This is a genomic window from Phenylobacterium aquaticum (assembly GCF_947378715.1).
Taxonomy (GTDB): Bacteria; Pseudomonadota; Alphaproteobacteria; order Caulobacterales; family Caulobacteraceae; genus Phenylobacterium; species Phenylobacterium aquaticum_A.
In genome coordinates this window covers 1-22652 of the sequence record NZ_CANCLE010000032.1, presented here as the reverse complement: position 1 = coordinate 22652, position 22652 = coordinate 1, and the positions used below count along the sequence as shown (strand labels likewise).

Sequence of the window (22652 nt, the reverse complement as noted above, 5' to 3'; positions counted from 1 at the left end):
GAACATGGCCGTCAAAGGAAAGTCCATCACCGATCCCTCGCGGCTCACCGGACCTGAAAAGGCCGCGGTGATCCTGCTGTCCCTGGGGGAAGAGCACACGGTGATCTGGCAGCAGCTGGACGAGGAGGAGATCAAGGAGATCTCCCAGGCCATGGCCGGCCTCGGCAATGTGTCGTCCTCCGTGGTCGAGCAGCTGCTGGTGGACTTCATCTCCGGCATGTCGGGCGCGGGCTCGATCATGGGCTCCTTCGAACAGACCCAGCGCCTGCTGGCCTCGTTCCTGCCGTCCGACAAGGTCGACAACCTGATGGAGGAGATCCGCGGTCCGGCGGGTCGCACCATGTGGGACAAGCTGGGCAACGTGAACGAGGCGGTGCTCGCCAACTATCTGAAGAACGAATATCCGCAGACCGTCGCCGTGGTGCTGTCCAAGGTGAAGTCCGACCACGCCGCCCGGGTGCTGTCGGCCCTGCCCGAGGACTTCGCCCTGGAATGCGTCACCCGCATGCTGCGGATGGAGCCGGTGCAGCGCGAGATCCTTGACAAGATCGAGCAGACCCTGCGGACCGAATTCATGTCGAACCTGGCGCGCACCTCGAAGCGCGACAGCCACGAGATGATGGCCGACATCTTCAACGCCTTCGACCGCCAGACCGAGGCGCGGTTCATCGCCGCCCTGGAAGAACGCAACCGCGAGAGCGCCGAGCGCATCCGGGCCCTGATGTTCGTGTTCGAGGACCTGTCCAAGCTCGATCCGGGCGGGGTCCAGACCCTGTTGCGGGCGGTGGAGAAGACCCAGCTGGGCCTGGCGCTGAAGGGCGCCTCGGACTCGCTGCGCGAGATGTTCTTCTCGAACATGTCCGAGCGCGCCTCGAAGATCATGCGGGAGGACATGGAGAACATGGGTCCCGTGCGCCTGCGCGACGTCGACCAGGCCCAGATGGCCATGGTGCAGGTGGCCAAGGATCTCGCCGCCAAGGGCGAGATCATGCTGGCCGGCAACGGCACCGAAGATGAGCTGATCTACTGATGTCAGAGCCAGGCCACGAGAAATTCGGGTTCGACACCGTCTTCGACAACGCCGGCGACGTGGCGTTCGCCCAGCCGCGCCCCAAGCGCCTGTTCCCGGTCGAGGAGGTCGAGGCGGTCCGCGCCCAGGCCCTGGCCGAGGGCGAGCGCCGGGCCATGGCCTCCATCGCCGCGCAGCAGGCCCAGGCCCTGGCCTCGATCGCCGACTCCGCCCGCCTGGCGCTGTCCAAGCTGGCCGAGGTCGCCCACGACCACCGCCAGGGTTCGGCCGAGCTGGCTCTGGCCTGCGCCAAGGCGATCGCCGACGCCTCGCTGGAGCTGTTCCCGCAGGCGGTGATCCGCCAGGCGCTGGAATCGCTCGCCCGCGAGATCGAGGCCGCGCCCCGGCTGATGGTCTCCACCCGGCCGGAGCTGGTCGAGCTCCTGACCGAGGCGCTCAACCAGACCGCCGAGCTGATCGGCTACTCGGGCCAGATCCAGGTGCGGGCCAATCCGGGCCTGCCGCCGGCGGCCTTCACTCTCGACTTCGGCGATGGATCGGCGAGCTACGATCCGCAAGCCGCCACACAACGCGTGACCGCGGCTCTGGACGCGGCCCTAGCAGCCGAAGGGCTGCACGCCGAACCCCTCATTCCCGGAGTTTAAGGCGTAAATCCCATGTCCGAGAACGAACTGAAACTCGACGAATTCGGCCCCGGCGACGGGATGAGCATGGATGTCGGAGACGGCGAAGAAAAGACCGCCACCGATCTGGCGCCGGTCTTCGATGTCCCGGTGTCGATCTCGGCGGTGCTGGGCCGGGCCCAGCTGTCGGTCGCCCAGCTGTTGCAGCTGAGCTCCGGCAGTGTGCTGGAGCTGGACCGCAAGGTCGGCGAGGCGATCGACATCTATGTGAACAACCGCCTGGTGGCGCGCGGCGAGGTCGTCATCGTCGACGAGCGCCTGGGCGTGACCATGACTGAAATCATCAAGGACGGCGACGGTCAGGCCTAAGGGCCCGAGCGGGAATAGGAGATTCCACCATGCGACTTCTGGTCGTCGGAAGACTGAACGGACAACTCGCGACCGCCGTGAAAATGGCCATGGCGGCGGGCGCCAAGGTGAGCCACGTCGAGACCATCGCGGCCGCAACCCACGCCCTGCGGGCCGGCCAGGGGGCCGACCTCCTGCTGGTCGACTATGACCTCGACATCGCCGCCCTGATCGCGGCCAACGAGGCCGAGCGGATCCGGGCGCCGGTGGTGGCCTGCGGCGTCGCCGCCGATCCGCAGCGCGCGGCCGACGCCATCCGGGCCGGGGCCAAGGAATTCATCCCCCTGCCCCCCGAGGCCGAGCTGATCGCCGCGGTGCTGGCCGCCGTGGCCGACGACAACAAGCCGATGGTGGTGCGCGACGTCGCCATGCAGCAGGTGCTGCAACTGGCCGACCAGGTGGCGGGCTCCGACGCCTCGATCCTGATCACCGGGGAGAGCGGCTCCGGCAAGGAAGTCGTCGCCCGCTATGTGCACCAGAAGTCGCGCCGGGCCAGCAAGCCCTTCATCTCGGTCAATTGCGCGGCCATCCCCGAGAACCTGTTGGAGAGCGAACTGTTCGGCCACGAGAAGGGCGCCTTCACCGGCGCCGTGGCCCGGCGGATCGGCAAGTTCGAGGAGGCCAATGGCGGCACCCTGCTGCTCGACGAAATCTCGGAAATGGACGTGCGCCTGCAGGCCAAGCTGCTGCGGGCCATCCAGGAGCGGGAGATCGACCGGGTCGGCGGCTCCAAGCCGGTCAAGGTCGACATCCGCATTCTCGCCACCTCCAACCGCGACCTGACCCAGGCGGTGAAGGACCAGACGTTCCGGGAAGACCTGCTCTATCGCCTCAATGTCGTGAACCTGCGCCTGCCGCCGCTGCGCGAGCGGCCCGGCGACGTGGTCGCCCTGGCCGAATTCTTCGTGAAAAAGTACGCCGCCGCCAATGGGGTGCCGGTGCGGCCGCTGTCGGCCGAGGCCAAGCGCCGCCTGGCCGGCCATCGCTGGCCCGGCAACGTCCGCGAGCTTGAGAACGCCATGCACCGCGCGGTGCTGCTGTCGGTCGGGCCCGAGATCGAGGAAACCGCCATCCGCCTGCCGGACGGCCAGCCCCTGTCCTCGCCCGACGCCGGCAGCCGCGCCGCCATGGCCGCCGCCGACGCCGCCGAGGTGGTGACCCGGGCCTTCGTCGGCCACACGGTCGCGGCCATGGAGCAGCAGCTGATCCTCGACACCCTGGAGCACTGCCTGGGCAACCGCACCCATGCGGCCAACATCCTGGGCATCTCGATCCGGACGCTGCGCAACAAGCTGAAGGAATATGGCGAAGCCGGCGTCAGCGTTCCGGCCCCGCAAATGGGCGCCAACGCCGCTTAGGATCTGAGTACCCGCCGTGACCGATTACGTCCTGAACCACAGCCGTCCCGGCCCGCGCGAGTTCCTGTTCTGGATCATGCGCGGCGAGGTGGCGCTGGCCATCGGCGTGGTCGGCGTGATCGTGCTGTTGATCCTGCCGGTGCCGGCCTTCCTGCTGGACACCCTGCTGTCGCTGTCGATCACCAGCGCCGTCCTGATCCTGATGACCTCGCTGTTGATCCGCAGGCCGCTGGAGTTCACGGCCTTTCCGACCGTGCTGCTGGTCACCACCCTCTACCGCCTGGCGCTGAACATCGCCTCGACCCGGCTGATCCTCGGCCACGGCCACGAGGGCGCGCACGGGGCCGGCAAGGTCATCGAGAGCTTCGGACGGCTGATGACCGGCGGCAATTTCGCCATCGGCCTGATCGTCTTCGCCATTCTCGTGCTGGTGAACTTCATCGTCATCACCAAGGGTTCCAGCCGGATCGCCGAAGTGGCGGCCCGCTTCACCCTGGACTCCATGCCGGGCAAGCAGATGGCCATCGACGCCGACCTGTCGGCGGGCCTGATCGACGAGGCGACCGCCAAGCTGCGCCGCAAGGAGCTGGAGCAGGAATCGACCTTCTTCGGGGCCATGGACGGCGCGTCGAAGTTCGTGCGCGGCGACGCCGTGGCCGGGCTGGTGATCACCGCCATCAATGTCATCGGCGGCATATTGATCGGGGTGCTGCAGCACCATGTGCCGATCGGCCAGGCGGCGGCGACCTATACGGTCATGACCATCGGCGATGGCCTGGTCACCCAGATCCCGGCCCTGATCATCTCCATCGCCGCCGGCTTCCTGGTGTCGAAATCCGGGGTCGAGGGCTCGGCCGACAAGGCCCTGGTCACCCAGCTGGCCATGAACCCGATCAGCCTGGGCATGGTCTCGGCCGCCGCCGGCGTCCTGGCCCTGATCCCCGGCATGCCGATCATTCCGCTGGCCGGCATCTCGCTGGCCACCGGCCTCCTGGCCTATCGCCGGGGCATGAAGGCCAACGAACCCGCCCCGGTGGTCATGGAGCCCCAGGCCCCGACCGAGCAGGAAGACGAGCCGATCAGCCAGACGCTGGCCATCGACGAGATCAAGATCGAGCTGGGCTACGGCCTCCTGCCATTGATCAACGACCTGGAAGGCCGCCGGCTGACCGACCAGATCAAGGCGCTGCGCAAGACGCTGGCCGCCGACTACGGCTTCGTCATGCCGGCCGTGCGCATCCTCGACAACATGCGGCTCGACAGCCAGGGCTACATGATCCGCATCAAGGAGATGGAGGCCGGGGGCGGGGCCGTGCGCCTGGGCTCGCTGATGGCCATGGACCCGCGCGGCGGCCAGGTCGAGCTGCCGGGCGAGCACGTCCGTGAACCGGCCTTTGGCCTGCCCGCCACCTGGATCGACGACGGCCTGAGGGAAGAGGCGACGTTCCGCGGCTACACCATCGTCGACCCGGCCACGGTCCTGACCACCCATCTGACCGAGATCCTGAAGGAGAACATGCCGGACCTGCTCTCCTATGCGGAGGTGCAGAAGCTGCTCAAGGAGCTCGGGCCCGACCAGAAGAAGCTGGTCGACGACCTGATCCCCTCGGTGGTCTCCATCGCCACCATCCAGCGCGTGCTGCAGGCTCTGTTGCGCGAGCGGGTCTCGATCCGCGACCTGCCCTCGATCCTGGAAGGCATCGGCGAATCCGCGCCGCACACCTCCTCGATCACCCTGCTGGTCGAACAGGTGCGCGGCCGCCTGGCCCGCCAGCTCAGCTTCGCCCATCGCGGCGACGACGGGGCCCTGCCGATCATCACCATGTCCGCCGACTGGGAGAACGCCTTCGCCGACGCCCTGATCGGCCAGGGCGACGACAAGCAATTGGCGCTCGCCCCGTCCCGCCTGCAGGACTTCATCCGCAGCGTCCGCGACTCCTTCGAGCGCGCGGCCCTGGCGGGCGACTCGCCGGTGCTGCTGACCAGCCCGCAGATCCGGCCCTATGTGCGCTCGATCATCGAGCGGTTCCGGGGCCAGACCCCGGTGATGAGCCAGAACGAGGTGCACCCCAAGGCGCGCCTGAAGACGGTCGGCACGATCTAGGCGGAAGCCCCCACACGTCTCCGTTTACGACGTTGCAGCGGCGCGTGGCGGCTGGTAGCGGTTGGCGGCAAGGGGCTCGCCACGAGTCCCGCGCGCTGGGAATCGCATGCGGCCTCCTAAACCCCCTCCTGTTCGTCGCGGCCCCGGTTCCGGCGTGTTCTGGGACCTGCTGACCTTCGAGCGGCTGATGACCAACCAGGTCATCCACCTGATCTATTGGGCCGGCCTGGGCGTGATCGCCCTGATCGCCTTCGGCTTCATCGGCACGGCGGTGGGCGTGGCCCTGCGTGAAGAAATGCTGATGGGCCTGTTGCTGGCCGGCGGCGTGCTGGTCGGCGGCTTCCTGGTGGTCGCCGCCATGGTGCTCTTGTGGCGCAGCTTCTGCGAACTCTATGTGGCCCTGTTCCGGCTGAGCGACGATCTGCACGCCATCCGCCAGGCGACCGACGCGGAATATTCGGCCCGCCCCGTCCAGCCGCCCCCGGCGCCCCGCGCCCGGTGAGCCGCAAGGCCCCGGTCCTCGAGCGGACCTCGACCCCGAGCGACGACGACTACCAACGGATCGGCAAGGCCCTGCTGGCCTTCAATGAGGCGGCGGTCGGCGACGCCACGCCCCGGCCCTTCGCCGTGCTGGTCCGTGATCCTGACACGGGCGAGGTGATCGGCGGCCTGTGGGGCAAGTCGGTCTGGGGCTCGTTCTTCGTCGATACCCTGGCCCTGCCCGACGCCGTGCGCGGCCTGGGCCTGGGCCAGACCCTGATGGCCGACGCGGAGGCCGAGGCCCGGCGGCGCGGCTGCCACAACCTCTGGCTCGACACCTTCGCCTTCCAGGCCCGGCCGTTCTATGAGCGCCTGGGCTTTCGCCTGTTCGGCCAGATCGACGGACCCGCGCCGATGTTCCCGAGGTTCTTCATGGTCAAGGCGCTCGACTGAAACGCCAAGCCCTCGCCCCCTTGGGGGAGGAGCTATAGCTCCCGGGTGATCTGGGCTTTGAGCGCGGCCAGGGCGGCTTCGTCGCGGCGGTAGAAGGTCCATTGCTTGAGGCGCGTGGCGGTGACCAGGCCGGCCTCGACGAGGATGCGCATGTGCTCGGAGAGGGTCGGCGCGCTGACCCCCAGCTTGTCGGCGATGAACAGGCCGCAGACCCCGTCCGCCACCAGATCGCCGTCGACCTGGGGCGGGAAATGGGCGCGGGGATCCTTCAGCCAGTCGAGGATCTGCAGGCGCTTGTCATTGGACAGGGCGTGGAAGGCGTCGCGCATTTAGGGACTTTGCCAATCGACGAACTTATGTCAAGGCTGCCGGCCTTCAAGCTCAAGGGAGCGCGCCATGCCGACCTATGCCTTCGTCACCGTCGACGTCTTCACCGACACCCGCTTCGGCGGCAATCAGCTGGCGGTGTTCCCCGACGCCCGCGGCCTGAGCGACGCCCAGATGCAGGCCCTGGCCGCCGAGTTCAATCTCAGCGAGACCACCTTCGTGCTGCCGCCGGAGGACCCGGCCCATACCGCCCGGGTGCGGATCTTCAACCGCACGGCCGAGATGCCCTTCGCCGGCCATCCCAATGTCGGCACCGGCTGGGTGCTGGCCCAGGCCGGTCGCGCCCAGGACGGCAGGCTGGTGTTCGAGGAGCTCGCCGGACTGGTCGAGGTGAAGGTCGATGGCGCCGGCGCGAACATCGCCGCGCCCCAGGCGCTCTCGACCGGCGCCCGCTTCACGCCAGAGCAGGTCGCCGCCTGCGCCGGCATCGACGCCCTTGACGTGATCACCACCGCCCACGCGCCTATCCAGGCCTCGGTCGGCGTCGACTTCGTGTTCGCCGAGGTGACGGCGCAGGCCCTGACCCGCGCCCAGCCGGACGCCGGCGCCTTCCGCACGGTGGCCGACACCACGGAAGGCTTCTCCATGCGCCTGTCGCTGCACCTCTATGCCCGGGTCGGCGACCAGATCCGCGCCCGGATGTTCTCGCCCCTGACCGGCACCGTCGAGGACCCGGCCACCGGCAGCGCCAACGCCACCCTGGGCGCCCTGCTGCTGTCCCTGACCGACGCCGATGAGGCGGCCTATGAGGTGATCCAGGGCGTCGAGATGGGCCGGCCCAGCCGGCTGTCGGTGACCGCCCGCCGCGCCCCCGACGGCGTCCGCGCCACGGTCGGCGGCGGCTGCGTGCCGGTGTTCAAGGGCGAGGTGACGCTCTAGCTCATAAAACTGGAGCATTTCTTGATCCGAAAAGTGCGTCACACTTTTCGGGAAGCGCTCTAGCTCAGTCCCCGCTCCCAGGCCTCGGCGCAGGCCTTGGGGCGACCCTTGTCGTCGAACAACAGGGGGGTGTCGGTGGGGTCTTCGTGCTTCAGCCAGGAGTCCTTGTCGCGCAGGCCCCAGTGGGTGAAGGCGAAACGCTGGCGGGCCGGCAGGCTTGAGAAGGCCTCGGCGGCCTCGGCATAGACCCGGGCCTGGCCGGCCTCCAGGTCGGCGCGGGACTTGAACAGGCCCCTGGCGCGGGCCGGGGAGACGTCCATCTCGGAGACGTGGATCGGCAGGCCCAGGCTGGCGATGTCGGCGATGGCGGCCTTGATGGCGCCCGGCGGCAGTTCCGGACCGCAGTGGGTCTGGGTGCCCAGGCCGGTCAGCGGCGCGCCGGCCTTCAGCAGGGCCTCGGCCAGGCGCAGATATTGCGCCCGCTTCTTGGGCTTCAGCTCCAGATAGAAGTCGTTGAGGAACAGGGGCGCGTCCGGATCGGCCTCACGCGCGTGGTGGAAGGCCAGCGTCATGTGGTCGAGCTTGCCGAGCTTCTGGCTCCACAGGCTGTCGCGCAGGCCGTCGCCCTCGTCGGCCACGGCCTCATTGACCACGTCCCAACCCACGACCTGGCCGCGATAGCGCCCGACCACGGTGGCGATATAGTTGCGATAGGCGGTGGCGAACGGGGTCTTGGCCTCGTCGAGGTTCAGGAAGCCCTTGGGCTTCTGGATGTACCAGACCAGGGTATGGCCGAAGAGCCGGATGCCCTTGGCCTTGGCGAAGGCGGCGATCTTGTCCGGGGCCTCGAAGCGGAACATGCCGTCGTCGCCGACGATGTATTCCATCTTCATCTCCCACTCCGGCGTGATCTGGGAGACCTGGGTCTCGACCAGGGCCGCATAGGCGGGATCGGCCAGGAAGTCGGAGCGCACGCAGGTGCCGACCGGGAACTGGGCGACATCCTTCAGAGGCGGCAGATGACCGGGCGCGGTGAGCGACAGGCCGCGATGATCGCAGCCCGCCAGCGCCAGGGCGGCCGCGCCGAGAACGGTGCGGCGGTGCAGGCTCACCGGCCCGACGCGGCCCGACGCAGGCCGAGCTCGTCCAGGGCGGCGGTCTCCAGGCGGGCTGTGACCTTGTCGCGGGCGATCCGCATATTGTCGGCGACCTGTTCGTATTTCTTCTGTTCCTCGAAGGCCTGGGCCAGAGCGTCGCGGGCGCCGGCCTCTTCCATCATGATCTGCTCGGCCTCGTACTGCAGGGCGGCGCGGCGGATGCGGACGCCCTCCAGGAAGCCGACCTGGTACCAGCCGTTCTGGGCGTCCTCGCGGGCGCGCTGGGCCTCATGCTCGGCCTCGGCCTCCAGCATGACGATCCGCATGTCCACGGCCTGGCGCCGGTCGGCGATCTCGGCCAGGCGCTTCTGCAGCACCTCGACCTCGTAGCCGGAGAGTTTGATCAGACTGTCGGCCCAGCTCATTTCAGATCACCCATGTCAGGCGGCCTCGCCCATCAGAACGCGCGCCAGGCGCTCGAAGCTCTCGTCCAAGGAGGTGGCCTCGTCCTTGTCCTGGCGCAGGAATTCCTCCAGCGCCGGGTTCAGTTGGATCGCCCGGTCGACCAGGGGGTCGGCGCCGGAGCGATAGGCGCCGATGCGGATCAGCTCTTCCATATTGGCGTAGGCCGACAGGGTCTGGCGGGCCAGCTTCACGACCTCGCGCTCCTCCGGCAGCTGGCAGCCCGGCATGGTCCGGCTGATCGACTTCAGCACATTGATCGCCGGGAAGCGGCCGCGCTCGGCGATGGCCCGCTCCATGACGATGTGGCCGTCGAGGATCCCGCGCACGGCGTCAGCGATCGGCTCGTTATGGTCGTCGCCGTCCACCAGCACGGTGAAGATGCCGGTGATCGGGCCCGCCGTGGTGCCGTCCGGCCGGATCGGCCCAGGGCCGGCGCGCTCCAGGAGCTTGGGCAGTTCGGTGAAGACGGTGGGGGTATAGCCCTTGGTGGTCGGCGGCTCGCCGGCGGCCAGGCCGATCTCGCGCTGGGCCATGGCGAAGCGGGTGACGGAGTCCATCATGCACAGGACTTCCATGTCCTGGTCGCGGAGGAATTCGGCGAGCGCCAGGGTCATGTAGGCGGCCTGGCGGCGCTTCAACGCCGGCTCGTCGGAGGTGGCGACCACCACGATGGCGCGGCGCAGGCCCTCTTCGCCGAGCGTCTCCTCGATGAACTCGCGGACCTCCCGGCCCCGTTCGCCGATCAGCCCGACCACGACGGCGTCGCAATCGGCCTGCTTGGCCAGCATGGAGAGCAGCACCGACTTGCCGACGCCGGAGCCGGCGAAGACGCCGAGGCGCTGGCCGCGGCAGCAGGTGGTGAAGACGTTCATCGAGCGGACGCCGAGGTCCAGCCGCTCGCCGACCCGGCCCCGCGCATGGGCGGCGGGCGGCGAGGCGCGCAGGGGATAGACCGCCTGGCCCTGAGGCAAGGGGCCCAGGCCGTCGATGGGGTTGCCGAAGGAATCGACGATGCGGCCCAGCCAGGCCTTGGTGGGGCGCACCACCGAGCCCTCGGGCTCGATGCGGATCTCGGCGCCGGGGGCCACGCCCTCGACCGGGCCGAAGGGCATGAGCAGGGCGCGGGTCTCGCGGAAGCCGACCACCTCGGCCGGCAGGGGGACGTCGGCCCGGCGCATGATGCCGACGCGGGCGCCCACCGACAACCGGGTCAGGCCGCCCCGGGCCTCGATCAGCAGGCCGTTCACCGCCGCCACGCGGCCGGACACGGTCAACGGATCAATACGCTCGACGGCGGACACGAGATTGCGCAATTCGGGGCCTCGGAAGTGAGCCGGAAGAATCCGCCGTTCCGCGTTAACTGGTCATGAACGGACCGGGCCTGATCGGGCCGCTGCGACCAATGGCGCGACGCCGAAAAATAGTCGCCGACCGGCGTGCGGCCGACTGACGCAAGGCCTTGGCGGGCCTGGGGTGGACGCGGCCTCGCCAAAAGCTCCCGCCGCGGCCAAACGGGCCCCGCCGGGCGAATCTCCCGCCGAGCGGAGCCCGGACTCAAGTCCTTGAACGGACTCACTGTTCCAAGGGGCGCCGGCGACGGGGGCCTGGGACGGATCAGGGCGGAAAGGCGGGCGGGCCAAACGCAAGCGGTTTGGCGCGGTTGTTCCATCACAAAAGATTCAACCGGGGCCGGAGTCCCGCCGGGACCAGCGGCCTTGCTGACGATTCTCAAATCGAGTTAACGATTCGGGCAGAGGCCAATCAACATTAACCGGTCTTAAATTCACTCGCCGGTAGGTTAACCGCGAGGGGCCTTGCGGATTCATCGAATCCCGGGTTTTGCGGCGCGGCGGTCTAGGAGGATTTAATGCGCGTTCTGTTGATAGAAGACGACAGTGCCACCGCGCAGAGCATCGAGCTGATGCTGAAGTCAGAAGGCTTCAACATCTACACGACGGACCTCGGCGAGGAAGGCGTCGATCTGGGTAAGATTTATGATTACGATCTTATCCTGCTCGACCTGAACTTGCCGGATATGAGCGGGATGGACGTTCTGCGCACCCTTCGGGTTGCGAAGATCAATACCCCGATCATGATCTTGTCCGGCTCTGCGGAAATCGACACCAAGGTTAAGACGCTCGGCGGTGGCGCCGACGATTACATGACCAAGCCGTTCCACAAGGACGAGCTGGTGGCGCGCATCCATGCGGTGGTCCGCCGTTCCAAGGGCCACGCGCAGTCGGTTATCAAGACCGGCGACATCACCGTGAACCTGGACGCCAAGACCGTCGAAGTGAACGCCAACCGCGTCCACCTGACCGGCAAGGAATACCAGATGCTGGAGCTGCTCTCGCTCCGGAAGGGCACCACGCTCACCAAGGAGATGTTCCTGAACCATCTCTATGGCGGCATGGACGAGCCCGAACTGAAGATCATCGACGTGTTCATCTGCAAGCTTCGCAAGAAGCTGGCCGCCGCGGCGGACGGAAAGCACCACATCGAAACCGTCTGGGGCCGCGGCTATGTGCTGCGCGACCCGTCGGAAGGCGTCATCGCCGCTTAAGCGACACGCTGCAAAGAGACGCGAAGACGCCCGCCGGACCTCCGGCGGGCGTTTTTCGTTTGGCCCGCCGACGTCGCGCCTCGGCCAATCCCTTTGGTTCGACGCGGCGAAACCGCTAACCTCCCGCGCGAACGGCCTGGGGAGGGCTTGAATTGAGAAAAGATCTGGCGCTCGCCGCCGCTCTCATCCTGGCCCTGGCCCTGTCGTGGCTGACCGAACGGACGCCCCGGCCCCTGGCGATCGACGCCCCCGCCGCCCAGTTCTCCGCCGCCCGCGCCCTGGTCGATGACCGGGTGATCGCCCGGGTTCCACACCCCGTCGGCTCGGCCGCCAACGCCCAGGCCCGCGACTATCTGATCGGCCGCATGACCGCCCTGGGCCTCGCGCCCCAGGTCCAGCGCACCGACGTGTTCCGGGTGTTCGCCCGCGCCCCGGGGCCCGACACCTATGCCGGCGGCGGCATGGTCGAGAACATTGTGGGCGTCCTGCCCGGTCGCGACCGCCAGACCCCGGCCCTGGTGCTGATGGCCCACTATGACAGCGTGCCGAGCTCGCCCGGCGCGGCCGACGACGCCGCCGGCGTCGCCTCGGTGCTGGAGATCACCCGGGCCCTGAAGGCCCAGGGCACACCCGCTCGCGACGTGATCGTGCTGATCACCGACGGCGAGGAGGCGGGCCTCTTGGGCGCGACCGCCTTCTTCGAGCGCCACCCCCTGGCCCATCACGCCGGCTATCTGCTGAACCTGGAGACCCGGGGCGCCGGCGGCCGGGCCCAGATGTTCCAGACCGCCGCGGCCAATGGCGACGACGTCGCCCTGATGCGCCGCGCCCGCCCCGCGCCCCTGGCCAGCTCGCTGGCGGTGTTCCTCTATAGACGCCTGCCCAACGACACCGATTTCACGGTCTCCGACGCGGCCCATCTGCCCGGACTGAACTTCGCCTTCATCGGCCAGCAGTTCGACTATCACTCGCCCAGCGCCACCCCCGACAATCTCGACGCCGGGTCCCTGCAGCACATGGGCGCCACCGCGCTCGGCGCAGCGCGACTGGCGGCCTTCGACCCCGCCCTGCCCGGCCGGGCGCCGGACCAGGTCTATTCGAACCTGCCGGGCGGCCTGTTCCTGGCCTATCCGGTCGCCGTCGGCTGGGGCCTGCTGATCCTCGCCGCCGGCCTCATCGGGATGGCGGTCTGGCGCGCGCGCCGAGCCCGCACCTTCCTATGGATCGACCTGGCCCAGGGCCTGGGGGCGGCGGGCTATCTGCTGACCAGCGCCGTGGTGTTCCTGCGTCTCGCGCGCCGGGCCACCGGCGTCGGCATGGGCTTCCTGGATCAGCGTCAGCTGCTGGCCCAGGCGGGCCTGTGGGAAGCCACCCTGCTGGTCATCGGCCTGGGCGCCCTGACCTATGCCGCCGCCAGCCTGGGGCGGGGCCGGGGCCGCTTCGCCACTGCGGCCCTGTCGATCCTGGCCGGCGTCGCCTGTTCCGCCTTTGGCGGCTGGGACCCGATCGGCCTGGGTGTCGGCGCTGGCGGCGCGGTGATCGCATTGTTGTCCTTCGCCCGCCCGGCCGGCGTGGCCGGCGCCTGGAGCGGCCTTCTGCTGCTGGGCCTGGCCATGGCCCTGGCCCTGCAGATCGCCGCCCCCACCACCGGCTTCCTGGTCGCCTGGCCCTTGACGCTCGCCGCCGTGCTGGCTGCGGCCAGCGGCCTGGGCGCCTCGCGATCGCCCTGGGTGACGCCCCTCCTGGCCCTGGGCGCCGCCCTGGGGGTCGGCTGGGTCCTGACCTACGCCCATGTGGTCTATCTGGGCCTGGACCTGCCCGAGCTCATGACCCTGTTCGTGTGGCTGGCCGCCCTGGTGATCTGGCCGCTGGCCCAGGCGGAGGGCGGATCAGCCCGGCCCCGGACCCTCGCCCTGGTGCTGCTGGCGGCGGGCTTCGCCCTGGTCGCCGTCGTGCGCTTCGCGCCGCCCTGGAGCCCGCGCCATCCCCGCGCCAGCGTCGTGGAATATGTTCAGGACGCCGACACCGGCCGGGCCCAGCGCGTCGCCCTGACCCCCGATCTCGCCGACTGGACCCGCCAGGTCCTGACCGCCGACGGCGGCGCGATCGCCAGGGCCGACCTGCCCGGCGTGACGACGCGCAAGGTCTGGGCCGCTCCGGCCAAGGCCGTCGCCGCCGCCCCTGCGGAACTGACCCTGGTCTCCGGGCCCGGAGGCCGGGTTCAGCTGCACGCCACGGCGCCCGCGGGAGCACGGGTGCTGAACCTGGAGCTTCGCGCCGATGTGCCGGTCGCCGACGTGCGGATCAATGGCCGGCCCGCCGCCCTGCTGGCCCACCTGGGTCACTGGACCCACCTGCGCTGGACCGCCGGGCCGGACGGGGTGGAGATCAGCTTCCTGCCCCCCGGCCCCGGGGCGCTCGAGGTCCGCTATGCGGCGACCACCGAGCAGTGGCCCGCCGGCGCGGTCGCCCTGCCGCCGCGCCCCGCGGCCCTGAGCGGCTTCGACCTGTCGGATTCCACCGTCGTCACCGGCCAGCGGCGGTTCACCTGGCCCGCGCCAGCCGCTAAGACAAGGCCATGAGCGACGTCGTCATCTATCACAATCCCAACTGCGGCACCTCCCGCAACACCCTGGCCCTGCTGCGCGAGAAGGGGATCGAACCCCGGGTGGTGGAGTATGTGAAGACCGGCTGGACCCACGACCAGCTGGCCGCCCTGGCCGTCCGGATGGGGGTCGGGGCCCACGCCATGCTGCGGGTGATGGGCACCCAGGCTGAGGCCCTTGGCCTGACCGATCCGGCCACCTCCGATGCGGTGATTTTCGACGCGATGGTCAAAGATCCCATTTTGGTGAATCGCCCTATAGTCGAGACTTCCAAGGGCGCGGCGCTGTGCCGTCCCGTGGAGCGTGTGCTCGACCTGATCTAGCCCTCGCCTGAAGGGCGCAAGGCCGTGACAAATGGGAATTGAAGCGAGACTATTACCCTCGATTAACCACCTCTGGTCAGACTCGCGCGGCCTGGATGTTGCTTCAATCCAAACCGTTGCGCCAATTTGACCCTGGCCGTGGTTAAGTCGGGTTTGGCGCATCGTTAGTACGGGGGCACGATGCAAGAGTTCGATCCGCGACGTCCGACCCTGCGCATCGCCCCGCGCCTGCTGATGGGTGTGGCTGGGTTCGCCGCCCTGGCGCTCGGATGGCGACTGACCGCCGCGGAAGCGACCGCCCCGACCCCCGCCCCGCTCGACGCCGCCGCCATCGCCCTGCTGCAACACACCGCCTTCACCCAGGCCGAGGCCCAGCCCGGCTTCGCGCGCCCCGAGAGCGTGCCGGTGAAGATCATGCCGGGGGAGACCTTCGAGTCCGCCGTCAAGCGCGCCGGCGTCACCGCCGACGACGCTCACCAGGTGGTCCAGGCCCTGGCCGAGACCATGGACACCGTCCACATCAAGGCCGGCATGATGTTCGACGCCGCCATCGCCCATCCGCGCGGCGAGCGCGGTCCGGCGCGGCTGATCGGGCTGTCGCTGCGCACCGGTCCCGCCACCGCCGTCACCGTCTCGCGCACCTTCGACGGGGCCCTGCGCCTGCGCGAGCTGGAGGAAAAGGTTCGCGAGGAGCAGACCGTCGCCCAGGGCGAGATCAATGGCTCGCTCTATGAAAGCGCCACGGCGCTGGGGGCGACCTCGGCCATCACCGCCCAGATGGTCAAGCTGTTCTCGCACAAGGTCGACTTCGACCGTGACATCAAGCCGGGCGACAAGTTCGAGCTGGTCTTCAACCGCCAGGTCACCGAGAGCGGCCGCACGGTCGAGGCCGGCGACCTGCAATACGCCCAGATCAAGGGCATCCGCTTCTATCGCTTCGAGCGCGGCGGCGACGTCGAGTACTTCGACGAGTTCGGCAAGAACATCAAAGGCTTCCTGCTGCGCACCCCGGTCGACGGGGCGCACATGACCTCGGGCTTCGGCATGCGTCGCCACCCGATCCTCGGCTATAACCGCATGCACCAGGGCATCGACTTCGGCGCCGGCATGGGCACGCCGGTGCTGGCCGCCGGCGACGGCGTGGTGGTCGAGGCGCGCCGCTGGGGCGGCTATGGCAACTGGCTGCGCATCCGCCACAACGACGGCTGGGAGACCGGCTACGGCCACCTGTCGCGCTACGCCTCCGGTCTCAAGGCGGGCCAGCACGTGCGCCAGGGCCAGCTGGTCGCCTATGTCGGCTCGACCGGCGCCTCCACCGGCCCGCACCTGCATTATGAAACCTGGTTCCGCGGCGCCCGGGTCAACCCGATCAGCGCCAAGGTGCCCCAGGGCACCGTGCTCGGCGGCTCCGAACTGGCCGCCTTCAAGTCCGAGAAGGCGCGCATCGACAAGCTGGTCGGCGCCCAGGAACAGGCCCAGGCCCGTATCGAGCCCGAACCCGCCCCCCGCCGCCTGGCCCTCGCGGCGGCCGATCCGGTGATCAATGCCGGCCTGCGCCGGTAGGGCGTTTTTGAATCCAAAGCACGACGCGATCCCAGCCGTCGGCCCCAAGGACGCCTCATGAAGAAGGGGCGGTCCTTACGAACCGCCCCCTCGGTAACGCTTCCAGCGCTGGCGATCGCTCAGTCTACGGAGCGTACGCCCGCCTCCCCCCTAGAAGCGCTTGTCTCGTGCAGCCTTGCGGGTCCGATGGCCCACCGCGCCGTCCGCGCCCCCTTACGGCCGCGCGTCTTGGCGTCGCATGCCGTAACCTTGAGGAAAATTTCGCCATCCTTCGGGTCGCGAAGCAAGGGGCGAGAGACCGAATTCTCGCGCTAAACCAGCATACTGGGACGGTTGCCGCCCGGGTGTTGTATCCCCGCAACCTGTTACGTCATCCGCGCAAGAAAAAGCCCCTCCGCGAGAAGGGGCTTTTCCGATCCGCCGAAGGCCGCGATCAGTCGAACATGATGACGGAACGGGCCAGTTCGCCACGCTTCATGTCGGCGAAGCCCTCATTGACCTGGCCCAGCTTGATGCGTTGCGAGATCATCTGGTCGAGCTTCAGCTTGCCGTTCATGTAGAAATCGACCAGCCGCGGCATGTCGACCGGGAAGCGGTTGGAGCCCATCATCGAGCCCTGCAGCTTCTTTTCGCCGAGGAAGGCGAAGCCCGGCAGGGTGATGGTCTGGCCGATCGGGATCATGCCGATGATGTTGGCCGTGCCGCCGCGACGCAGCATGCCGAAGGCCTGCTCGGCGGTCTTGGAAAGGCCGATGGCCTCGAAGGCGTGGTGAACGCCGCCCTTGGTCATTTCCAGCACTTCCTTGACCGCGTCGGTCTGGGAGGCGTCGATGAAGTCGGTGGCTCCGAACTCCATGGCCAGGTTGCCCTTGGAGCCGACCATGTCGATGGCGATGATCCGGCCGGCGCCGGCGATGGCCGCGCCATTGATCGCCGACAGGCCGACGCCGCCGCAGCCGATGACCGCCACGGTCTCGCCGGGACGGACATTGGAAGTGTGGATCGCGGCGCCCACGCCGGTCATCACCGAGCAGCCGATCAGGGCGGCGCGGTCGAGCGGCATGTCCTTGCGGATCGCGACGCAGGCATGCTCGTGGATCAGCATCTGCTCGGCGAAGGACGACAGGTTCAGATACTGGGTCATCGGGCCATTGGCGGCCGACAGACGCGGTTCTTCGTCCGGGCCGCGCTTGGTTTCGGGCGAGACGCACAGCGAAAGGTGGCCCGTGAGGCAGGATTCGCAGTGGCCGCAATAGGCCGACAGGCAGGTGATGACGTGATCGCCCGGCTTCACGGTGCGGACTTCCGAGCCCACGGCCTCGACGACGCCGGCGCTTTCGTGGCCCAGCACGGCGGGCAGCTGGGTCGGATAGGAGCCTTCCATGAAGTGGAGATCCGAGTGGCAAAGGCCCGCCGCCACGGTGCGAACGAGCACCTCGTGCGGGCCCGGCTTGTGGATCTGGACGTCCTCGATCTGAAGCGGCTTGCCCACTTCGCGCAGCACTGCGGCCTTCATTATGGCGATCTCCCCGATCAGCGCCCTGAACGGGCGGATTATCGAAGCCGCAGTATGGTTGCGGCCTCTTCGGGTCCAAGCTTATCGCCGTTCAGGCATCGCGCGCCAAGGAATTTCACCAAACTTTTCGCCCCTCGGCGATCGTCCCGAACGGGCGACGGATCAACCCGCCGTCGGGGCGGCGATCCGGTTCCAGGGCCAGCCGATTTTCGGCCAGGACGGCCAGGCCAGGCGGGGCCGCGAGGGCGGGATGCAGCCCTCCAGGGCCGCCAACAGCACATCGACCGGCCCGTCATTGAGGAAGTGGTCGGCGCCCGGCGCGCGCTCGAACCGCATGGGTCGACGCGAGCGGGTCTCGGCCACCAGGGCCTGGGCGATCTCGATGGGGGCGAAGTCGTCGCGGTCGCCGTGGATCACATGCACCGGCGCCCGCAGCCGGGCGAGCGCCGCGCGCACCCCGTCGAGCTGTTCGGCCTGATGGGTCACCTCCAGCACCGCATGGCGCAGGTCGCGGGGGATCAGCTTCAGGAGCCGCGATCCGGCCTTCAGCAGGAAGTCGGCGGTCGGGCCGGAATGACCGAAATAGCCGGACAGCAGGACCAGGCCCCCCAGCCGATTGGACTTGACCCCCGCCGCCATCAGGGTGGCGATCGCCGCTCCATAGGACTGGCCGACCAGCAGCACCCTCTGGCCCGGCCGCGCCTCGAGCAGCGGCGACAGGGCCTGGGCCTGGAGACGGATGTCGCCGACATATTCGATCGGCTCGGAGCCGGCATAGCCGGGGCGATCGACCACGATCATCTCGCGGTCCTGCGACAGGGCGGCGAGCGCCGGCGCCCAGTATTCCGCCCAGGACGGCGCGCCGGTCACCACCACGATCTTCCACGGCGCGGGCCGCGCCCTGGGCGTGGTCAGGGCCGAGATCCGCCAGCCCAGTTCACCGCCGGCCTTGAAGGTCACGCGGCGCACAACATCATCGGGATAGTCGGCCGCCGTGGGCGCGTGTTCGGTCCGCCCGGTCGCCGCGGCGGTCACCGCAGCCAGGCCGATTTCCAGAACACCCTTGGGTCGTTTGCGCGCCACGGATCGATCCTAAGCCCCAGAACCTTCAGCTGGGGTTTAGAACGCCGAACCTCAAGCCAGGTTCTGCCGATCAGACCGCCGCCGTGGCCACCTGGTCACGCAGTTCGCGCTTCAGCACCTTGCCCGTGGGCCCGATGGGCAGGCTGTCGACAATGCGCACCTCGTCCGGCGTCCACCAGCGGGCGACCCGCTCGGCGACATGGGCCTTCAGCACCTCCGGATCGGCGGTCTGGCCGGGGCGCAGGACCACCAGCAGCAGGGGGCGCTCGTCCCACTTGGGGTGCGGCACGCCGATGGCCGCGGCCATGGCCACGGCCGGGTGCGAACAGACCGCGTCCTCGAGGTCGAGGGTCGAGATCCATTCCCCGCCCGACTTGATCACGTCCTTGGCCCGGTCGGTGAGCCGCAGATAGCCCTCCGGGTCGAGGGTGGCGATGTCGCCGGTGTCGAACCAGCCGTCGTCGGTGAAGGCCTGGGCCCCCTCGTTCTTGAAATAGGCCGAGGCCACCCACGGTCCGCGCACCTGCAGCTGGCCGGGGCTCTTGCCGTCGCGGGGCAGGATCTCGCCCGCCTCGTCCACGATCCGCAGGTCGACCCCCCAGAGGCCGCGCCCCTGCTTGAGCTTGCGGCTCGCCGCGCCCAGGGCGCCTTCATCGGCGTGCTTGGCGAGCGCGGTGTTGATCACCCCCAGCGGACTGGTCTCGGTCATGCCCCAGATCTGGCGCACCGTGGCGCCCAGCTTCTCCTCGACCCGCGAGACCAGGGAGGCGGTCGGCGCCGAGCCGCCGATGGCGATATTGCGCACCGTGGTCAGCTTGCCGCCGGTCTGGTCCAGGTGGTCGAGCACGCCGACCCAGATGGTCGGCACGCCGAGCAGGAAGGTCGCCCGCTCGGCCACCGCCAGCTCGCAGATCGAGGGGCCGTCGAGGTGGCGGCCGGGCAGGATCAGCTTGGCCCCGACCAGGGGGGCCGCATAGGGCGTGCACCAGGCGTTGGCGTGGTACATCTGGGCGCAGGGCAGCACCGCGTCGCGGGCGCCGAGGTCGAAGGTGTCCGGCGCCACCAGGGCCATGGCGTGCAGCACGGTGGAGCGGTGGCTGTAGAGCACGCCCTTGGGATTGCCCGTGGTGCCGGAGGTGTAGCAGAGGCCCGAGGCCTGACGCTCATCGACCTCCGGCCAGGTGAAGTCCGGCGAATGGGCGTCGATCAGCTCTTCATAGACCAGGGTCCCGGCCGGCGCCTGGGTCGGCAGGTGGTCGCGATCGGTCATGGCCACGAAGGTCTTCACCAGGGGCAGCTTGGCGGCGAGGTCGCCCACCAGCTCGCCGAAGCTGATGTCGAAGAACAGCACCGAATCCTCGGCGTGATTGGCGACCCAGGCCACCTGATCCGGATGCAGGCGCGGATTGATGGTGTGCAGCACAGCCCCGATGCCGCTGACCGCATAATAGAGCTCGAAGTGGCGGTGGGTGCTCCAGGCCAGGGTCGCGACCCGGTCGCCGGGCTTCACCCCCATGGCCAGCAAGGCGTTGGCCATCCGCTTGGATCGCGCCAGGGCGGAGGCGTAGTCATAGCGATGGATGGGTCCCTCGACCGTGCGGGTCACCACCTCGCGGTCGCCGTGATAGAGCGCGGCGTATTCCAGGATGGAGGGCAGGCTCAGGGCCCGGTCCATCATCAAAGCCAGCATCGCCGCCCTCCCGCGCTTGTCTCGTTGCGGCAAGGTTTAGGACGCCAGGGCGGGGTTCGCTAGGCCCCAGCCTCAGGCGGCCATGCGCGCCTTGAACACTCCGTCCGGCAGCTTGGGCGCGCGGGAGGGGTGGACGAAGAAATAGTCCTTCCAGGGCAGCTCCGGCACCACCGTGGTGCGCTCCTCCAGGCGGTCGCCGTTCAGGGCGAACATCCGGTAGCCGCGCGAGCGGAACATCTCGACCACCGCCTCGGCGGAGCCGCCGAACCGCGAGGTCAGCATGGCCGGGTGGATCTCGATCAGCACATGGGGCCGGTCGCGGTCGATGACGTTCTCGGCGCCCTTCAGCGCCTTCTGCTCGGCGCCCTCGATATCCATGCGGATGAAGTCGACCCGGGTGACGCCGTGCTTCTGGCAATAGTCGTCCAGGGTGACGACCGGGGTCGGCTGCAGCTCGACGCCCATGTCCTCGAGATCGGGACGAACCTTACCTTCCGGCGGCTCCTCGGCGACATAGGCATAGGCGCGGCCCATGCGGCCGGAGGTCTTCTTCGGGGTCACCAGCAGCAGCTCGCCCGGCATGTCGGAGACTGCCGCGTGAACCGGGGTGACCTGGCGGGAAATGCCGTGCCAGGCCAGGCAGGTCTTCAGCACCTGGAAGGTGAAGGCGGAGGGTTCGAAGGCGTAGATCCGCGCGTCCGGCGCGACCTGGGTCATGACATAGGAATGGCGGCCATCGCTGGCCCCCACATGCAGGCACACCGGCGCGCCCGATAGCAGATCGGCCAGATAGGGCGTCTCGGGCTCGTGCTTGGCCCATCGCATATTGCGCCGCCAGGCGCGGAAGGCGTGACCGAGCACGCGGAGGGAAGGCATGGATGGGTTCCTTGTGTCCGCTCTCTACGCCGCGTCCCGCGTGACGGTCATCATGTAGTTGACGTCACAGTCGGAGGATCGCGACCAACGGCCGCTCAGAGGATCATAGCTGACGCCGAACGGACCTTGGATGGCCAGGGGTTCGTCGCGCAGGAAGCCGCGCAGTTCGTCAGGGCGAAGGAACTTGGACCAGTCATGGGTGCCGGCCGGCAGCCAGCGCAGGACATATTCGGCGCCGACCTTGGCGAGCGCGAAGGCCTTGAGCGTGCGGTTGAGGGTGGCGACGATCATCAGCCCGCCCGGGGCCAGCAGCCGTCCGCAATTGCGCAGGAAGGCCTCCGGATCGGCCACATGCTCGATCACCTCCATGTTGAGGATCACGTCGAACGGGGCCACGCCCTCGGCCTCCAGGGCCTCGGCGGTGGAGGCGCGGAAGTCGATCTCCAGCCCCTGGGCGGCCGCATGGGCGCTGGCGGTGCCGATATTGCGCTCCGAGGCGTCGACGCCGGTGACCGAAAAGCCCAGCCGGCACATGGGCTCGCTGAGCAGGCCGCCGCCGCAGCCGATATCCAGCAGCCGCAGGCCTTGGAACGGCGCACGCGCCGTGGGGTCGCGGCCGAACCTCAGGGCCGCCTGGTCGCGGATGAAGGACAGGCGCACGGGATTGAACCGATGCAGCGGCGCGAACTTGCCCTTGGGGTCCCACCACTCGGCGGCGATCCGTGAAAAGCGTTCGACTTCGGCGGGGTCGATGGAGGACGCAGGCGTCATGGGCGACCTTTTAGCCTGCTCCGAGCCGGAAGTCGAAGCACGCCGTTGCCCCGCGCCTTTCCCGTGGCTAGAAGGGCGCGCCCTTTCCTTGAGCGGAGCAATAGCCGTAGCCCCATGTCCCGGCTGGTGATGAAATTCGGCGGCACTTCGGTGGCCGACCTGGAACGCATCCGGCGCGTGGGCCGGCTCGTGGCGGCGGAAGTCGCGGCCGGACATCAGGTGGCGGTCGTGGTCTCGGCCATGTCCGGCAAGACCAATGAGCTGGTGGCCTGGACCGACGGCGCGGGCCCCGCCGCCCAGGGCCTGGCGCCCTCCGACGACGAATATGACGTGGTGGTGGCGTCCGGCGAACAGGTGACCGCCGGCCTGCTGGCCAT

At 68.9% G+C, this 22652-nt stretch carries 21 protein-coding genes and 1 pseudogene; 13 read left to right on the top strand and 9 right to left on the bottom strand.

What is annotated here, in order from left to right; genetic code table 11:
* The first annotated feature begins 4 nt into the window (after positions 1-4).
* The 7 genes from fliG to Q7P21_RS06520 all read left to right on the top strand — a co-directional run bounded on the left by fliG (position 5) and on the right by Q7P21_RS06520 (position 6456).
* The gene (fliG, locus tag Q7P21_RS06550; protein WP_304168544.1) at positions 5-1030 is read left to right on the top strand and encodes a flagellar motor switch protein FliG; all 1026 of its coding nucleotides are present in this window, start codon (positions 5-7) and stop codon (positions 1028-1030) included.
* A complete protein-coding gene (locus Q7P21_RS06545) occupies positions 1030-1674 on the top strand; it encodes a flagellar assembly protein FliH (RefSeq protein ID WP_304168543.1) in 645 nt (214 codons plus the stop codon). The genes fliG and Q7P21_RS06545 overlap by 1 nt, the downstream gene beginning before the upstream one ends.
* Positions 1675-1686: 12 nt before the next feature.
* Positions 1687-2022, top strand: a complete 336-nt coding sequence (gene fliN, locus Q7P21_RS06540; RefSeq protein ID WP_304168541.1) for a flagellar motor switch protein FliN — start codon at positions 1687-1689, stop codon at positions 2020-2022.
* A 29-nt stretch (positions 2023-2051) separates the two neighbouring features.
* Complete coding sequence (locus Q7P21_RS06535; RefSeq protein ID WP_304168539.1) at positions 2052-3419, top strand: sigma-54-dependent Fis family transcriptional regulator; 1368 nt, start codon at positions 2052-2054, stop codon at positions 3417-3419.
* Positions 3420-3495: 76 nt separating this feature from the next.
* The gene (flhA, locus tag Q7P21_RS06530; protein ID WP_304168555.1) at positions 3496-5523 is read left to right on the top strand and encodes a flagellar biosynthesis protein FlhA; all 2028 of its coding nucleotides are present in this window, start codon (positions 3496-3498) and stop codon (positions 5521-5523) included.
* 154 nt (positions 5524-5677) lie between these two features.
* On the top strand, positions 5678-6025 hold the full coding sequence (locus tag Q7P21_RS06525; protein WP_368670110.1) for a DUF4282 domain-containing protein: 348 nt from the start codon (positions 5678-5680) through the stop codon (positions 6023-6025).
* Positions 6022-6456, top strand: a complete 435-nt coding sequence (locus Q7P21_RS06520; protein WP_304176293.1) for a GNAT family N-acetyltransferase — start codon at positions 6022-6024, stop codon at positions 6454-6456. Before Q7P21_RS06525 ends, Q7P21_RS06520 begins: the two co-directional genes overlap by 4 nt.
* Positions 6457-6488: 32 nt before the next feature.
* On the opposite strand, the gene Q7P21_RS06515 is transcribed toward Q7P21_RS06520, so the two are convergent.
* Positions 6489-6785: a helix-turn-helix transcriptional regulator gene (locus tag Q7P21_RS06515; RefSeq protein ID WP_304168532.1), complete on the bottom strand. Its 297-nt coding sequence runs from the start codon at positions 6783-6785 to the stop codon at positions 6489-6491.
* A 67-nt stretch (positions 6786-6852) separates the two neighbouring features.
* On the opposite strand from Q7P21_RS06515, the gene Q7P21_RS06510 reads away from it, so the two are divergent.
* Entirely contained in the window at positions 6853-7722 is an 870-nt protein-coding gene (locus Q7P21_RS06510) for a PhzF family phenazine biosynthesis protein (protein ID WP_304176291.1), read from the top strand.
* A gap of 59 nt (positions 7723-7781) precedes the next feature.
* On the opposite strand, the gene Q7P21_RS06505 is transcribed toward Q7P21_RS06510, so the two are convergent.
* The 3 genes from Q7P21_RS06505 to fliI are packed head-to-tail and all read right to left on the bottom strand — an operon-like array spanning position 7782 to position 10597.
* Positions 7782-8834: an endo-1,4-beta-xylanase gene (locus Q7P21_RS06505; protein ID WP_304176288.1), complete on the bottom strand. Its 1053-nt coding sequence runs from the start codon at positions 8832-8834 to the stop codon at positions 7782-7784.
* Complete coding sequence (locus Q7P21_RS06500) at positions 8831-9244, bottom strand: flagellar export protein FliJ (RefSeq protein WP_304168525.1); 414 nt, start codon at positions 9242-9244, stop codon at positions 8831-8833. The genes Q7P21_RS06505 and Q7P21_RS06500 overlap by 4 nt, the downstream gene beginning before the upstream one ends.
* Before the next feature lie 15 nt (positions 9245-9259).
* Positions 9260-10597: a flagellar protein export ATPase FliI gene (gene fliI / locus Q7P21_RS06495; protein ID WP_304176286.1), complete on the bottom strand. Its 1338-nt coding sequence runs from the start codon at positions 10595-10597 to the stop codon at positions 9260-9262.
* A gap of 554 nt (positions 10598-11151) precedes the next feature.
* Between fliI and ctrA the strand changes: the two genes are divergently transcribed.
* From ctrA to Q7P21_RS06475, 4 genes are all read left to right on the top strand, one after another.
* Positions 11152-11847: a response regulator transcription factor CtrA gene (gene ctrA / locus Q7P21_RS06490; RefSeq protein WP_242566288.1), complete on the top strand. Its 696-nt coding sequence runs from the start codon at positions 11152-11154 to the stop codon at positions 11845-11847.
* Positions 11848-11999: 152 nt separating this feature from the next.
* Entirely contained in the window at positions 12000-14429 is a 2430-nt protein-coding gene (locus Q7P21_RS06485) for a M20/M25/M40 family metallo-hydrolase (protein ID WP_304176284.1), read from the top strand.
* On the top strand, positions 14426-14776 hold the full coding sequence (gene arsC / locus Q7P21_RS06480) for an arsenate reductase (glutaredoxin) (protein ID WP_304169809.1): 351 nt from the start codon (positions 14426-14428) through the stop codon (positions 14774-14776). The genes Q7P21_RS06485 and arsC overlap by 4 nt, the downstream gene beginning before the upstream one ends.
* A gap of 180 nt (positions 14777-14956) precedes the next feature.
* A complete protein-coding gene (locus tag Q7P21_RS06475) occupies positions 14957-16339 on the top strand; it encodes a M23 family metallopeptidase (RefSeq protein ID WP_304169807.1) in 1383 nt (460 codons plus the stop codon).
* Positions 16340-16772: 433 nt separating this feature from the next.
* On the opposite strand, the gene Q7P21_RS06470 is transcribed toward Q7P21_RS06475, so the two are convergent.
* From Q7P21_RS06470 to ubiG, 5 genes are all read right to left on the bottom strand, one after another.
* Complete coding sequence (locus tag Q7P21_RS06470) at positions 16773-17855, bottom strand: Zn-dependent alcohol dehydrogenase (protein ID WP_304169805.1); 1083 nt, start codon at positions 17853-17855, stop codon at positions 16773-16775.
* Positions 17856-18017: 162 nt separating this feature from the next.
* Positions 18018-18938 carry an alpha/beta fold hydrolase gene (locus Q7P21_RS06465; protein WP_304176282.1) on the bottom strand — a complete coding sequence of 307 codons (921 nt, stop codon included), beginning with the start codon at positions 18936-18938 and terminating at the stop codon, positions 18018-18020.
* Positions 18939-19008: 70 nt separating this feature from the next.
* On the bottom strand, positions 19009-20628 hold the full coding sequence (locus Q7P21_RS06460) for a long-chain fatty acid--CoA ligase (RefSeq protein WP_304169800.1): 1620 nt from the start codon (positions 20626-20628) through the stop codon (positions 19009-19011).
* A 72-nt stretch (positions 20629-20700) separates the two neighbouring features.
* Positions 20701-21504: an FkbM family methyltransferase gene (locus Q7P21_RS06455; RefSeq protein WP_304169798.1), complete on the bottom strand. Its 804-nt coding sequence runs from the start codon at positions 21502-21504 to the stop codon at positions 20701-20703.
* Positions 21505-21528: 24 nt separating this feature from the next.
* Positions 21529-22275: a bifunctional 2-polyprenyl-6-hydroxyphenol methylase/3-demethylubiquinol 3-O-methyltransferase UbiG gene (gene ubiG / locus Q7P21_RS06450; RefSeq protein ID WP_304176280.1), complete on the bottom strand. Its 747-nt coding sequence runs from the start codon at positions 22273-22275 to the stop codon at positions 21529-21531.
* 114 nt (positions 22276-22389) lie between these two features.
* On the opposite strand from ubiG, the pseudogene Q7P21_RS06445 reads away from it, so the two are divergent.
* Positions 22390-22652, top strand: a pseudogene (locus tag Q7P21_RS06445) (aspartate kinase); the annotation flags it as partial.

What these genes read in the sequence shown, in the direction of transcription:
- fliG (WP_304168544.1), top strand. Translation starts at nt 5, where the DNA reads ATGGCCGTCAAAGGAAAGTCCATCACCGATCCCTCGCGGCTCACCGGA.
- Q7P21_RS06545 (WP_304168543.1), top strand. Translation starts at nt 1,030, where the DNA reads ATGTCAGAGCCAGGCCACGAGAAATTCGGGTTCGACACCGTCTTCGAC.
- fliN (WP_304168541.1), top strand. Translation starts at nt 1,687, where the DNA reads ATGTCCGAGAACGAACTGAAACTCGACGAATTCGGCCCCGGCGACGGG.
- Q7P21_RS06535 (WP_304168539.1), top strand. Translation starts at nt 2,052, where the DNA reads ATGCGACTTCTGGTCGTCGGAAGACTGAACGGACAACTCGCGACCGCC.
- flhA (WP_304168555.1), top strand. Translation starts at nt 3,496, where the DNA reads ATGCGCGGCGAGGTGGCGCTGGCCATCGGCGTGGTCGGCGTGATCGTG.
- Q7P21_RS06515 (WP_304168532.1), bottom strand. Translation starts at nt 6,785, where the DNA reads ATGCGCGACGCCTTCCACGCCCTGTCCAATGACAAGCGCCTGCAGATC.
- Q7P21_RS06510 (WP_304176291.1), top strand. Translation starts at nt 6,853, where the DNA reads ATGCCGACCTATGCCTTCGTCACCGTCGACGTCTTCACCGACACCCGC.
- Q7P21_RS06500 (WP_304168525.1), bottom strand. Translation starts at nt 9,244, where the DNA reads ATGAGCTGGGCCGACAGTCTGATCAAACTCTCCGGCTACGAGGTCGAG.
- ctrA (WP_242566288.1), top strand. Translation starts at nt 11,152, where the DNA reads ATGCGCGTTCTGTTGATAGAAGACGACAGTGCCACCGCGCAGAGCATC.
- arsC (WP_304169809.1), top strand. Translation starts at nt 14,426, where the DNA reads ATGAGCGACGTCGTCATCTATCACAATCCCAACTGCGGCACCTCCCGC.
- Q7P21_RS06475 (WP_304169807.1), top strand. Translation starts at nt 14,957, where the DNA reads ATGCAAGAGTTCGATCCGCGACGTCCGACCCTGCGCATCGCCCCGCGC.
- Q7P21_RS06470 (WP_304169805.1), bottom strand. Translation starts at nt 17,855, where the DNA reads ATGAAGGCCGCAGTGCTGCGCGAAGTGGGCAAGCCGCTTCAGATCGAG.
- Q7P21_RS06460 (WP_304169800.1), bottom strand. Translation starts at nt 20,628, where the DNA reads ATGCTGGCTTTGATGATGGACCGGGCCCTGAGCCTGCCCTCCATCCTG.
- Q7P21_RS06455 (WP_304169798.1), bottom strand. Translation starts at nt 21,504, where the DNA reads ATGCCTTCCCTCCGCGTGCTCGGTCACGCCTTCCGCGCCTGGCGGCGC.
- ubiG (WP_304176280.1), bottom strand. Translation starts at nt 22,275, where the DNA reads ATGACGCCTGCGTCCTCCATCGACCCCGCCGAAGTCGAACGCTTTTCA.